This is a genomic window from Rhizobium sp. P40RR-XXII (assembly GCF_012641405.1).
GTDB lineage: Bacteria > Pseudomonadota > Alphaproteobacteria > Rhizobiales > Rhizobiaceae > Rhizobium.
Window position 1 is genome coordinate 542,260 of sequence record NZ_JABAII010000002.1, and the last position, 12,147, is coordinate 554,406.

The window sequence follows — 12,147 nt, forward strand, 5'->3', positions numbered from 1 at the left end:
AATGAACATTCACAAGAATGCCCGACTGACCCCGCTGCGTCGAGAGGAAATGGCCTCGGCGGTTGTCGGTGGCCGACTGTCGCAAGCGCAAGCCGCCCGCGTCTATGCCGTCTCGCCCAAGATCGTATCGCGGTGGATTGAACGCTTCGAACAGGGTGGGCGCGCCAAGATGGCGGATCACTCGTCTCGGCCCAAAAACAGCCCCAGGCAGACGGATCAGGTTTTAAGCGATCGCATTGTCGCTCTTCGTCGCCAGCGCCTGACCGGCAAGCACATTGCCATGGAGACAGGCGTATCACCGGCCACCGTCAGCCGCGTTCTCAAGCGGGCCGGTCTGTCCCGGATGAAAGACATTGCTCCAGCCAAACCGGTCGTGCGTTACGAATATGCCGAGCCAGGTGGCTTGATCCATCTCGATATCAAGCGCCTCGGCCGCTTCGATCGGGTCGGTCACCGGATCACCGGCGACAGAACCGGCCAGAGCAACTCACGCGGCATCGGATGGGAATACGTCCATGTCTCAATCGACGATACCTCCCGGGTCGCCTTCACCGACATCTTCCCGAACGAAAAGGCCGTCAGCGCCATCGCCTTCCTCAAGGCGGCAGTTGCCTATTACGCCAGCCTCGGCATGACGGTTACGCGGGTCATGACCGACAACGGTTCTTGCTACATCGCCAAGGATTTCGCACGAGCCTGCAAGGCTCTCGGTCTCAAGCACATCCGCACCAAACCCTACACACCACAGACAAACGGCAAAGCAGAACGCTTCATTCAGACCGCATTGCGCGAATGGGCGTATGCGCGGGCCTATCCATCGTCAGAGACACGAAAAACTCATCTGCCAAGCTGGACCCATATGTACAATTGGCACCGCCCTCACGGCGGCCTAAAATCAAAACCGCCAATCAGTCGCCTCGGTCTGAACCGAGACAACCTGTTGAGGCTCCACACCTAGAGCGTGATGCCGAAGCCCATTATCATGGCCACCGCGAGCGGTTGCGCAATCGCTATCGCGACGGCGGCGACGCGGCGCTGGCCGATTATGAAATGCTCGAGCTGCTGCTCTTCCGGCTCATCCCGCGCCGCGACACGAAGCCGATCGCCAAGGCTCTGCTCGCCCGCTTCGGCTCGCTCGGCGGCGTATTCGGTGCGCCGGTCAGCCTGTTGACCGAGGTCAGCGGCGTCGGCGATGCGGTCGCGCTCGACCTGAAGCTGGTTGCGAGCGTCGCCCAGCGCATGCTGAAGAGCGAGTTGACAGGCAAGCCGGTGCTCTCTTCCTGGAAGGCGCTCATCGACTACTGTCATGCCGCCATGGCACATGAGACGCGCGAGCAATTTCGCCTGCTGTTTCTCGACAAGCGCAATGCCTTGATCGCAGATGAAATCCAGGGGCTTGGCACGGTCGATCATACGCCTGTCTATCCCCGTGAAGTCGTCAAACGGGCGCTGGAACTCTCCGCTTCAGCAGTGATTCTCGTCCACAACCACCCCTCGGGCGATCCGACGCCGTCTCGCGCCGATATCGACATGACCAAGACGATTGTCGACACCGCCAAGCCCTTGGGCATAACTGTTCACGATCATGTTATCATCGGCAAGAACGGTCATGTCAGCTTCCGCGCATTGCGTTTGATCTGAAATTGTCGCGCACGCCCTAATTTAATTATTCAAAAACGTATCATATCATTTTGATATAATATCACTTTTCAGAACCATCGCGTATTTCCAATTTTTCAAAAACTCCAAGATCGCCCGTCGCTGTCTCCATTTTCGCTTTTCAGTTCAGCGTCAGGATGATCTGGCAGAAGGATGGCCGCATTCAGTCGGCGAATCCGCCGGCGGAAGTCGTTGTTTTGATTTGGCCAATCTGCTTGCGCGGTCGGCCCGCCCCGGAGATCGCATGCTGAAGACATCGCCGACGCTTTCCCATCGCCTCCGTCGTGTTGGCCGCGGCGCGCTTGTCGCCCTAGGAGCTTTCACCGCGGTGGCAGTCGGTTTCTACGCGCATATGCTCTGGACAACGAACTTCCACCCGGTCATCGCCGGCGAACTCTATCGCTCCTCTCAGCCAACGGCCGCCACGATTGCGGAGCTTCAAAAGCAATATGGCATCAAGACCATCATCAACCTGCGCGGCGAAAACAGCGGTCGTCATTGGTATGACAAGGAAGTCGCCGAGGCCAAGCAACTCAACATCAACCACATCGACTTTCACATGTCGTCTGCTCGTGAGTTGACGCAGCAGCAGGCCGCACAGCTTATCGAAATCATGCGCGATGCGCCGAAACCGCTTCTCATTCATTGCCAGGCGGGAGCGGACCGCACAGGGCTCGCCTCGGCGCTCTATCTCGCCGCCATTGCCAAGACGAACGAGTCAACGGCAGAAAACCAGATGTCGATCTTCTACGGCCATCTTTCATTTTCGTTTACCCGCGCCTATGCCATGGATCGGACATTCGAGAAGCTGGAACCCTGGCTCGGCTTTTCCGCGTCCTGACCGCCGGCCCATCCCGTTAGATAATCTGTAACATTGAGCAGCTACCGGTTGACGGAGTGCATGTTGCGTTGCGACATTGATTCCCTATCCAGTCATCCGAGGCTTCCCGATGGACCAATTCGATCTCCTAGTCGTAGGTAGCGGCCCTGCAGGCCGCAGAGGCGCTATCCAGGCCGCCAAACTCGGCAAGAGGGTGCTCGTCATCGAGCAGGGCAAACGCGTCGGCGGCGTCTCGGTCCACACCGGCACCATCCCCTCCAAGACGCTGCGCGAAACCGCGCTCAACCTCTCCGGCTGGCGCGAGCGTGGCTTCTATGGCCGGGCCTATCGCGTCAAACAGGAAATCAGCGCGGAGGACCTGCGCCGCCGCCTCCTGATCACCCTCGACCACGAAGTCGAAGTGCTCGAGCATCAGTTTGCCCGCAATCGCGTCCAGCACATTCGGGGCAAGGCAAGTTTCGTCGATCCGCAAACCATGCAGGTCGTCAAGGACGACGGCGAAGTCGTCAATGTCACGGCGGCAAGCATCCTCCTTGCCGTCGGCACCAAGCCGTTCCGTCCGGATTACATACCCTTCGATAGCAAGACAGTGCTCGACAGCGACGAACTGCTCGACATCGAGGAACTGCCGCGGTCGATGGTCGTCATCGGTGCCGGCGTCATCGGCATCGAATATGCGACGATCTTCAGCGCGCTCGACACGCAGGTAACGCTGATCGATCCGAAGTCGACCATGCTCGATTTCATCGACAAAGAGATCGTCGAAGACTTCACCTACCAGCTGCGCGATCGCAACATGAAGCTGCTGCTTGGCCAGAAGGCCGAGAAGGTGGAGCGCCTGCCGAGCGGTAAAGTGGAGCTGACGCTCGACAACGGCCGCCACATCACCACCGACATGGTGCTGTTTGCCGCCGGCCGCATGGGCGCGACCGATACGCTCAATCTCCCCGCAGCCGGCCTGGAGGCAGACAATCGCGGTCGCCTGAGCGTCAATCCCGAAACCTTCGCCACGAAGGTCCCGCATATCTTTGCCGCAGGCGATGTCGTCGGCTTCCCGAGCCTTGCCTCCACCTCGATGGAACAGGGCCGCATCGCCGCCCGCGTCGCCGTCGGTGCGATTGCCAAGGAGCCGCCGAAATACTTCCCCTACGGCATCTATGCCGTGCCGGAGATTTCCACCTGCGGCCTCTCGGAGGAAGAGGTCAAGGACCGGCATATCCCCTACGAATGCGGTATCGCGCGCTTTCGCGAGACCTCGCGCGGCCACATCATGGGCCTCGACACCGGCCTCTTGAAGATGATCTTCTCGCTGAAAACCCGCCGTCTCCTCGGCGTCCACATCGTCGGCGAAGGTGCCACCGAGCTCGTGCATATCGGCCAGGCCGTGCTGAACCTCAAGGGCACCGTCGAATACTTCGTCGAAAACACCTTCAATTATCCGACGCTCGCCGAAGCCTACAAGATCGCCGGCCTCGATGCCTGGAACCGCATGGGCGACATCAAGTCGGAGATTTGAATTTTTCATGGGTGCGGCAATAGCCCCTCTTCCCCGGAAGCGGCCAAACTCCGAGGGCCTAAGCCCTTTGCCTTATCCCGCGTTTTCCAAACCATTCATGCGGGATCAGGTTAATCGCAAAATCCCCTCTCAGCGTTGACCCGACACCATCTGCATGATGAGCGTGATACGTTGAGCCCGGAAAGCGGGCCTTATCCTGCCGTGACGTTCAAGTTCCGCCAGACCGTGAAGTGCCGACCAGAAGGTTTCGGTAGCGGTATCCACATCCTGGGAGAACGGCGCGATCACCGTCGCCATGGCTCCGAAACCATCACGAAGTTGGGCTGGCGTGTCGGATCTGGCAAAGCGGAGACCAGTCGGCAGGACGAACATCGCCTCGTATAGCGCAGGGCGAGCGAAAGCGAAATCGAGATAGGCGGCTGCGACGTCTTGCACTCGCTCCTTTGGCGTGGACGATGGCCGGATCGCGGCGCGTAGCATCGCTGCCAATTCGCCGAAGCCTTCGAGCGCGACCGCACCGACGATCTGATCGCGATTTTCAAAATGCGAATAGAGAACCGGCTGACTGTATTCTATCTCCTCGGCGAGACGCCGGATCGTGACGGATGCCCAGCCGTCGCGTTCCGCGATCGTCCTCGCAGCGACGACGATCCTGCGTTCGCGCTCCCCGCGTTCCCTGGCCTTGCGTTCGCTGATGCCCACCTAGCTTCCTCATCTCCATTGGAGTGAATTTTGTAATGCCAAAACTGCCGAAAAGGAACGTTGATTGACAATCTAGCAATGCTAGAATATATCCTATCGCTATGCTAGGCCTGAGCGTCATGGCTCATCATCGAAGAGAAAATCAATGAATCTTCCAATTCCAATTTTCACGGGCACAACGTCACTCGATACCATCCTCGTCTGGCTGGCCGCCGGGGCGTTTCTCGTCGGCGCTATCGTCAACGCGAGTGGACATCCGAAAATCCGCGCGGGCTTCGTGCGGCTTGGATTTCCTTTCTGGTGGTGCTGGGTCACGGCCGCCCTTGAACTCGTAACCGCTGTACTTTTGGTCACAGCCGGCGCCCGATATATCGGGGTCGCGTTGGGCGCCTGCATCATGCTCGCCGCGATCACCGCCATTGTCGGCATCCGGAACTATCGGGAACTCCCGCCGCCTCTCGTGTTCCTGTTGCTGCTGGCACTGGCGGGTGTCAGCGGCCAAGTCTGAGTATTCCGCGGGCAACATGCCATCCAAATGAGAACGCATGCGTGACTGGCTGGAAAAGGTCCTATCGCCAGGGCGTCGGGTATCATCCCCCCCAATCATCAACCCACCGAGAAGAAGACGTCAGTCCGAGCGAACGCGCTTCCGGACAGCGTAAAGCCATGGCCAGAAGGAGGCCAAAACCATCATGTCAAATCGCACAGCAAGCACAGTCGTCGTTTATCATTCCGGCTACGGCCACACCCAGCGGATGGCGGAAGCCGTGGCGGAGGGTGCGGGCGGAGTCCTTTACGCCATCGATGCGGATGGCAATCTTTCCGACGACGGATGGGGCGCGTTGGACGCCGCCGATGCCATCATCTTCGGATCACCAACCTACATGGGAGGCCCGAGCTGGCAGTTTAAGAAGTTTGCCGACACGTCCTCCAAGGCCTGGTTCACCAATAAGTGGCAGGACAAGGTTTTCGGGGGCTTCACCAACAGCGCCAGTTTGAACGGCGACAAGCTCAATACCCTCGAATACTTCGTTCTCCTGGCGGGACAGCATGGAGGCCTGTGGGTCAGTCTGGGGATGAAGCCAGCGAACGTGAAAGCCTCCAAGCGCGATGATGCAAACAGGATGGGATCGTACATCGCGCCCATGGCGCAGTCCGATGCCGACGCAGCCCCGAGCGAAATGTCGATCGGCGATCTGGAAACTGCTCGCGCTTACGGCGAGCGCGTAACACGAGTTGCGCAGCGGTTCGCGTCAGCCGGGCATTGATGCACGGGCCGCATGGGCGGTATCAAGTCGGAACTTTAGACTTAGGCAATATTGACCATGCCGTCGGGGCTTATTACCCTGGCGGCATGATGAAAATTCTCAACATCGCTTCGATCTTCTTCATAAGCCGCTAATCCGCTGGCTTTCAGCCAAATGAAGACGCGACCGCCTCAGCGGCTGTAGCCGCGGCTGGTCTATGCCGAAACGGCCGTATTCCCACATAGGAAGGGCAAAATACGGCGCGACGATGAGAGAGATTTCATGCGAACCGAAGAACAGTATCCGGCTGCGCTTTCCAGCACGCAACTGAACGATTTCATTCAACATGGTTTTGTGCGCATCGATGATGCGTTTTCACGGGAACAGGCCGCAGAAGCCCGCGCCCTGATGTGGCACGATCTTCCGTGCAGCGAGCACGATCCGGCAAGCTGGAGATTTCCGGTCGTGAGACTGCCGGGCTATGGCGGCGAACCATTCCGCACCATCGCCAATATGCCTATCCTGCACGCCGCCTTCGACCAGCTGGTTGGGCCGGGACGATGGCTGCCGCGGGACGGTCTCGGCACCTTTCCGGTGCGCTTTCCGCATCCGGACGATCCGGGCGACGCTGGCTGACATATCGATCTAAGCTTCCCCGGGGACGACTGTGATCCGAACGAGCGGAGCGACTTCTCGGCCTGGCGTGTGAATGTCACGTCGCGAGGGCGCGCATTATTGACGCTGTTCCTGTTTTCGGACGTCGGCGAAGACGATGCATCGACGCGCATCCGTATCGGTTCGCACATGGATGTGGCGCGCTACCTCGAGCCGGCGGGGGAGAATGGATGCTCCCATATGATGCTGGAGAATGTCGCCGGCCATCGCCCTCAAGCACTGGCAACTGGGAAAGCAGGAACTGTCTATATCTGCCATCCTTTTCTGATCCATGCTGCCCAAAAGCATCGTGGAACGACGCCGCGCTTCATGGCTCAACCTTCGATCGGCCTCGCCGAGCCCTATCGATTGGAGCGACCTGACAAAGCCTATAGCCCGGTCGAGACAGCCATCCGCCACGCGTTGGGTAAGGAATAATCGGTGCGATAGCCCGCACCCCTTACCCAGACCCTCCCTCCGTTTTGACGGGGAGAGGGAGCTTTTTTCCTTGCCTACCAACAAGAAAGCCCCGCCGTTGCCGGCAGGGCTTAATTTCAATCCGGAAGAAAACGGAATTACTCGGCGCTGTCTTCAGCAGCCTTCTTCTTCGGAGCGGCCTTCTTCTTCGGCGCGGCGGCTTCTTCGCCTTCGGCGGCAGCTTCCGTTGCTTCAGCCTTGGCAGCGGCCTTCTTCTTCGGAGCAGCCTTCTTGGCAGCCGGCTTGTCTTCAGCTTCGTCGTCGGCGAGCAGCGCTTCCTTGGAAACGGTCTTATCCGTGACGGCGACTTCGGTCAGCAGGTGGTCGATGACCTTTTCTTCGAAGATCGGAGCGCGCAGGTTGGCGGAAGCGCCGGGCGTGTTGCGGAAGAACTCCAGAATTTCCTTTTCCTGGCCCGGGAACTGCTGGAGCTGTGCGTAGAGCGCGCGCTGCAGTTCGTCTTCGCTGACTTCGACGCCGGCCTTCTCGCCGATTTCGGAAAGAACGAGGCCGAGGCGAACGCGGCGCTCGGCGAGCTTGCGGTATTCTTCGCGAGCCTTTTCTTCGGTCGTGTCTTCGTCTTCGAAGGACTTGCCCGATTCAGCGAGATCGGTTTCGATCTGGCGCCAGATGCTGGCGAATTCAGCTTCGACGAGCTTCTGCGGCGTGTCGAACTGGTACATTTCGTCGAGCTGGTCGAGGATCTGGCGCTTGACCTTCTGGCGGGTCACCGAGCCGTACTGGCTTTCGATCTGGCCGCGAACGATTTCCTTCAGGCGGTCGGCCGATTCGAGGCCGAGCTTGGTGGCGAGTTCGTCATTGATTTCGACTTCGCCGGGAGCTGCGACTTCCTTGACGTTGATGTCGAAGGTGGCTTCCTTGCCGGCAAGGTTCTTGGCCGGGTAGTCGGCCGGGAAGGTTACGGTGATGACCTTCTCATCGCCAGCCTTGACGCCGACGAGCTGTTCTTCGAAGCCCGGGATGAAGCGGTTAGAGCCGAGGACGAGCTGCGAGTCTTCATCCTTGCCGCCGTCAAAGGCAACGCCGTCGACCTTGCCGAGGTAGTCGATGGTGACGCGGTCGCCGTTGGCGGCCTTGCCCTTCTTGGTCTCGTAGCTGCGGGCGCTCTCGGCGATCTTGAGGATCTGCTCGGTCACTTCGTCTTCGCTGATTTCAGCGACTTCGCGGGTCACCTTGATACCGTTGACCGGCTTCAGCTCGATCGCCGGGATCACTTCGTAGGAAAGCGTGAATTCGAAATCGGCCTCGGCGGAAAGGATCTTTTCCGCCTCGTCCTTGTCCTCGGTCATGGCAACTTCCGGCTGGGTCGCCGACTTTTCGCCGCGCTCGGTCAGGATTGCCGGCGGCTGATCGCGAACGATTTCGTTCACCAGATCGGCCATGATCGACTTGCCGTAGACCTTCTTGAGGTGCGAGACCGGAACCTTGCCCGGACGGAAGCCGTTGATGCGGACCTTGTCCTTGACCTCGGCGAGGCGCTCGTTCATGCGCACTTCCATGTCCTTGGCCGGGATGACCACCTTGATTTCGCGCTTCAGCCCTTCAGCGAGCGTTTCGATAACCTGCATTGTCCTACCTTCATTCATGGCGGCCGTGCCCAGACAGCCGTTCGTTTCGATGAGCACGACGCCGGAAAATCCCGAGCGTGGCTTGGATGCAATTCTCTTTCACCTTGCCAGAGCGCCGCGCCTTCAATTGAACGCGCAAAAGGCAGCTCTATCCCGTCACGAGCCAAAACATCTTATCCCCTTCCTCATCGAAAGCGGGATGCTTTGGGCAAGATGGCGCGTCCTGCGGCATATTGGAAGACAGGCTTGGTCGGCCTCCCCCCGTCCACAAGACAGTGTTGGTGCGGGTAGAGAGACTTGAACTCCCACGCCTTGCGGCACCAGAACCTAAATCTGGCGTGTCTACCAATTTCACCATACCCGCGTTCCCAAAACCGCATGGCGAATGCCTGCCCATGGGGCCTTCCGGAGCGCGGCGTCTCTATATCACCCGTTTCAAACCACGCAAAGGAAAAATGACGGTTCCGCGACGACGCTTAAAGCTTATCGGAGCTCTTCGCGCAGATGTCGTCAATAAAGCGGCTCCTCGTAGACGGATTTGCCATCAAGCAGCAGGCTTCTGATATGGGCAACGCCATCGGAAGACACGCGAGCCGCGACGGCGACGCGATTGTCGTTGCGGGCGCTCTCGATATCGTGCCCCTGCCCCTCGGGCACGTAATAGCGCTCGATGCCATAGGTCACCCCGATGATCGCCTGCGACGGATCGATCGCATCACCATAGAAAACATAATCGACAGGCAGGCTTTTGAGCACGACCGTGTCGGGTTTCGGAGCGAGCGCTCCGAAGGATGATTCGACAATGCCCCAGTAACCGTCGTCCTGCTTCTTCAGGCGAACGGACAGAATCGCGTCATTCCGGCTCATCTTCGGCGGGCCTTCGACCATCGTCGAGATCGGAACCCGCGATATGTCATAGTTCAGGATCACGTAGTCGCCACGCAGGAGATCGCGCGGATCGACCGGCGCGGTCTTCAAGAGGACTTCGGTGCCGCTTCGCAGCCCCCAGGCGCGCTCGCCGACCATATATCCGAGGACCGCGGTCTGCAGCACCGCGACGATGATGGCGGCAACCCACGCTCGGGAACGACCGCCGAGGACTATGTTCTTGTCAGTTATATAGGTCATGCCCGAGTTCCCTGCCCGCTAGCCGCTGAAAATCGCCTTTCCAGCCGTATGACCAGCCAGGCGGCAATGGCCACCAGCAAGCCGGCGACCAGGAAAAAGCCGGCCGTGCCGATGATCGAGCCGATCGTCTCGCCGGCAAGATAGAGAATTTCGCAGGCAAAGACGAAATAGGCGAGATAGCGAACCGCACCGTTATCACGGCCAGCAAGGACGATTGCGATCACCGAACTCACGAGCGTCACTGCGGCCACGATGATGAGCGGCAGCTTGTCTTCCACCCAGACATTGTTTTCGAAAGAGCCGTTGCTGATCTCCGCATGGACCAGGAAGAAGCCGATCGATGCGACAAGAAAGGCATAGAAGGCTGGGGCCGCTCCAGCCGTTCGCGCAAGCGCCATCAGCGGCGAAGCGGGAATGCTTGCGAGAAGAAAGGCCGCCATTCCGAGGCCGGCAAACAGGATCGCGGTGTTCAGGCTCTCATGCCGGGCGAAAAGCCAGGTAAACCACCCCACCAGCATGATGTAAGCGAGATGCCGCGCGCCCGGCGCGTCGACATACCTGACGAGCGCAATCAAAATGACGGCCATCAGAGGCGGCACCCATGGCATGATGCCATGCCACTGATCGAAATGGTCCCACAGATAGACGCCGCAGAATGCCCAGGCGAGGAAGCCGGCAAGGGCTACCTGCGCGCTCAAGCGAAACAGCGCCGCCACGATGCAGGCCGCCGCAAACCAGACGAGCATCATTGTCAGCTCGTCGCCGGACATGTTGTACATCTGGCCGACGAGCGCCATGGCCCCGCCGAAGCTCAGCGTACCCAAGATCAAAAGTCCGGATGCGACAATCGAGCGACCCAGGGTAAGGAGATGCGCCGCGCCGAGATAGAAGGCCCATATCATGGCGACGAGCCCCGCAAGCCGCATGATTCTCGGAATTGCCTCCCAATTTGCGGAAACGAAAAGCAGTATCGCAAGGCCGAGAAGCACGGCCGCTATGATAGTCAGCACGCGCCCGGCACTGAAGCTCGTCCGGCGGCCGTCATATTCACGCAGCACCGCCTCCGCGGCGCCTACATCGACAAGACCTTTTTCGACCCAGATTTTCAGATCTCGTTCCAGCCTGCCCCTGTACATCCCCGCTCCCTAGCTGCGACTCCGTTGCGGGGAGAAATATCACAATTCCGCCAACTATGCCGCCGGCACCTTCCGGCGGAAATATGTCCCACGTTAATACGGAATTAAGCGATGATTTGGCATTATGAGGAAAGGTATCACGATACCCTTACAAGGCATGCACGTTCGACATGTCTCCTATGAAATTATTGCGCTGCACAAAATCAAAAAGTCATACTATTAATAGATCAACAAAACACGGCAATGGCGCGCCGGGCCGGCTTCAGTCGGAAAAGCCTGGGGACTTATGTCCCGACACGGAATTCGGAGCTGCACACTCCTCCTCCCAGTGCGCTCCGATAGATTGACGACACTCCTCCTCCCAGTCGTCAATCATCTCAAATGACGCCCACCGCACCTCCTCCCGCGGTGGGCGTTATTTTTTCCGGTCCAAATCGGCTTCATATGCTGCGAACACCCTAATGGGTTGGCAAATGCCGGAACCTGACACCCAAGCAGTCGAGCGAAAATCCGCAGCCGGAAAACAAGCCGCTGCAGCGACACGACCTCTCCCCAAACAGCATGGCTGGCCAAAACATGGCCGAAGGCCGGCAACAAACGGAAAGCGCTTGCGAAAGCCGGGTATTGCCGTGAAGCGAACCTCTCAAGCAGTTCTTCATTCGGCCGCGATATGCACATAAAGCAGCCATTATCTTAGGCAGATTACCCACGAGACTTGCATATTGTGCATAGGTGGCATGAAGCATTCGCTCTTTTAGTTTTCGCGGCGCAGCATATATTTAAATCCATTAGATCGACGACGGAACCAATCGCGGAACCGCTCGATCCCGGATCCTCGAAAGGGACTTAACATGAACCTGACCCGTTCTTTCAATAACTGGCGCAAGTATCGTCAGACCGTCAACGAACTCGGCCGCATGAGCTCGCGCGAACTGCACGACCTCGGCATCGACCGCGCCGACATCCATCGCGTTGCCCGCGAAGCCACCGGCCGCTAATAGCCGGATAGGCTTCGCCCAATAGCGAAAGCCTTCTCAACGCCCGTTGCGGACCGCCGCGACGGGCGTTCTTTTTTGCCTGTCATTGAGCAAGTGCAGCATTCCCAGGCATCATTCAGCTATTCGCCACATGCAAGGCAGTTAAATTTTGAGCATTGATGGCTTTTTGGGCGGCACATTGCACAAATGCATAGCAGACG

11 protein-coding genes, 1 tRNA gene and 1 pseudogene are annotated in these 12,147 nt (G+C 58.7%); 8 read left to right on the top strand and 5 right to left on the bottom strand.

The features are described from left to right. Nucleotide 1 precedes the first annotated feature (1 nt). From HGP16_RS05950 to sthA, 4 genes are all read left to right on the top strand, one after another. Complete coding sequence (locus HGP16_RS05950; RefSeq protein ID WP_168839071.1) at nucleotides 2–958, top strand: IS481 family transposase; 957 nt, start codon at nucleotides 2–4, stop codon at nucleotides 956–958. Further along, nucleotides 895–1,641 (top strand): RadC family protein, encoded by a 747-nt coding sequence (gene radC, locus HGP16_RS05955; RefSeq protein WP_409526816.1) that lies wholly within the window; start codon nucleotides 895–897, stop codon nucleotides 1,639–1,641. Before HGP16_RS05950 ends, radC begins: the two co-directional genes overlap by 64 nt. Nucleotides 1,642–1,903: 262 nt before the next feature. Then, nucleotides 1,904–2,500 carry a dual specificity protein phosphatase family protein gene (locus HGP16_RS05960; RefSeq protein ID WP_168839073.1) on the top strand — a complete coding sequence of 199 codons (597 nt, stop codon included), beginning with the start codon at nucleotides 1,904–1,906 and terminating at the stop codon, nucleotides 2,498–2,500. A gap of 109 nt (nucleotides 2,501–2,609) precedes the next feature. Next, nucleotides 2,610–4,016, top strand: a complete 1,407-nt coding sequence (gene sthA, locus HGP16_RS05965) for a Si-specific NAD(P)(+) transhydrogenase (RefSeq protein WP_168839074.1) — start codon at nucleotides 2,610–2,612, stop codon at nucleotides 4,014–4,016. 129 nt (nucleotides 4,017–4,145) lie between these two features. On the opposite strand, the gene HGP16_RS05970 is transcribed toward sthA, so the two are convergent. Next, nucleotides 4,146–4,718, bottom strand: a complete 573-nt coding sequence (locus tag HGP16_RS05970; protein ID WP_168839075.1) for a TetR/AcrR family transcriptional regulator — start codon at nucleotides 4,716–4,718, stop codon at nucleotides 4,146–4,148. A gap of 145 nt (nucleotides 4,719–4,863) precedes the next feature. On the opposite strand from HGP16_RS05970, the gene HGP16_RS05975 reads away from it, so the two are divergent. The 3 genes and pseudogenes from HGP16_RS05975 (at nucleotide 4,864) to HGP16_RS05985 (ending at nucleotide 7,057) form a co-directional block, all read left to right on the top strand. Then, nucleotides 4,864–5,226: a DoxX family protein gene (locus HGP16_RS05975; protein WP_168839076.1), complete on the top strand. Its 363-nt coding sequence runs from the start codon at nucleotides 4,864–4,866 to the stop codon at nucleotides 5,224–5,226. A gap of 184 nt (nucleotides 5,227–5,410) precedes the next feature. Beyond that, nucleotides 5,411–5,986: a flavodoxin family protein gene (locus HGP16_RS05980; protein ID WP_168839077.1), complete on the top strand. Its 576-nt coding sequence runs from the start codon at nucleotides 5,411–5,413 to the stop codon at nucleotides 5,984–5,986. A gap of 261 nt (nucleotides 5,987–6,247) precedes the next feature. Further along, a pseudogene (locus HGP16_RS05985) lies at nucleotides 6,248–7,057 on the top strand (phytanoyl-CoA dioxygenase). A 137-nt stretch (nucleotides 7,058–7,194) separates the two neighbouring features. On the opposite strand, the gene tig reads toward HGP16_RS05985, so the two are convergent. From tig to HGP16_RS06005, 4 genes are all read right to left on the bottom strand, one after another. Further along, a complete protein-coding gene (gene tig, locus HGP16_RS05990; protein WP_168839078.1) occupies nucleotides 7,195–8,685 on the bottom strand; it encodes a trigger factor in 1,491 nt (496 codons plus the stop codon). A 279-nt stretch (nucleotides 8,686–8,964) separates the two neighbouring features. Then, nucleotides 8,965–9,049 (bottom strand) — tRNA-Leu (locus tag HGP16_RS05995). 146 nt (nucleotides 9,050–9,195) lie between these two features. Next, complete coding sequence (locus tag HGP16_RS06000; protein WP_168839079.1) at nucleotides 9,196–9,813, bottom strand: GDYXXLXY domain-containing protein; 618 nt, start codon at nucleotides 9,811–9,813, stop codon at nucleotides 9,196–9,198. Beyond that, on the bottom strand, nucleotides 9,810–10,949 hold the full coding sequence (locus tag HGP16_RS06005; RefSeq protein ID WP_168839080.1) for a DUF2157 domain-containing protein: 1,140 nt from the start codon (nucleotides 10,947–10,949) through the stop codon (nucleotides 9,810–9,812). Before HGP16_RS06005 ends, HGP16_RS06000 begins: the two co-directional genes overlap by 4 nt. An 851-nt stretch (nucleotides 10,950–11,800) precedes the next feature. Here HGP16_RS06005 and HGP16_RS06010 point away from each other — a divergent pair. Beyond that, the gene (locus HGP16_RS06010; protein ID WP_015339702.1) at nucleotides 11,801–11,947 is read left to right on the top strand and encodes a DUF1127 domain-containing protein; all 147 of its coding nucleotides are present in this window, start codon (nucleotides 11,801–11,803) and stop codon (nucleotides 11,945–11,947) included. The last annotated feature ends 200 nt before the right edge of the window (nucleotides 11,948–12,147 follow it).

Coding starts and splice junctions, on each gene's coding strand:
- HGP16_RS05950 (WP_168839071.1), top strand. CDS start 2: ATGAACATTCACAAGAATGCCCGACTGACCCCGCTGCGTCGAGAGGAA.
- HGP16_RS05960 (WP_168839073.1), top strand. CDS start 1,904: ATGCTGAAGACATCGCCGACGCTTTCCCATCGCCTCCGTCGTGTTGGC.
- sthA (WP_168839074.1), top strand. CDS start 2,610: ATGGACCAATTCGATCTCCTAGTCGTAGGTAGCGGCCCTGCAGGCCGC.
- HGP16_RS05975 (WP_168839076.1), top strand. CDS start 4,864: ATGAATCTTCCAATTCCAATTTTCACGGGCACAACGTCACTCGATACC.
- HGP16_RS05980 (WP_168839077.1), top strand. CDS start 5,411: ATGTCAAATCGCACAGCAAGCACAGTCGTCGTTTATCATTCCGGCTAC.
- tig (WP_168839078.1), bottom strand. CDS start 8,685: ATGCAGGTTATCGAAACGCTCGCTGAAGGGCTGAAGCGCGAAATCAAG.
- HGP16_RS06000 (WP_168839079.1), bottom strand. CDS start 9,813: ATGACCTATATAACTGACAAGAACATAGTCCTCGGCGGTCGTTCCCGA.
- HGP16_RS06005 (WP_168839080.1), bottom strand. CDS start 10,949: ATGTACAGGGGCAGGCTGGAACGAGATCTGAAAATCTGGGTCGAAAAA.
- HGP16_RS06010 (WP_015339702.1), top strand. CDS start 11,801: ATGAACCTGACCCGTTCTTTCAATAACTGGCGCAAGTATCGTCAGACC.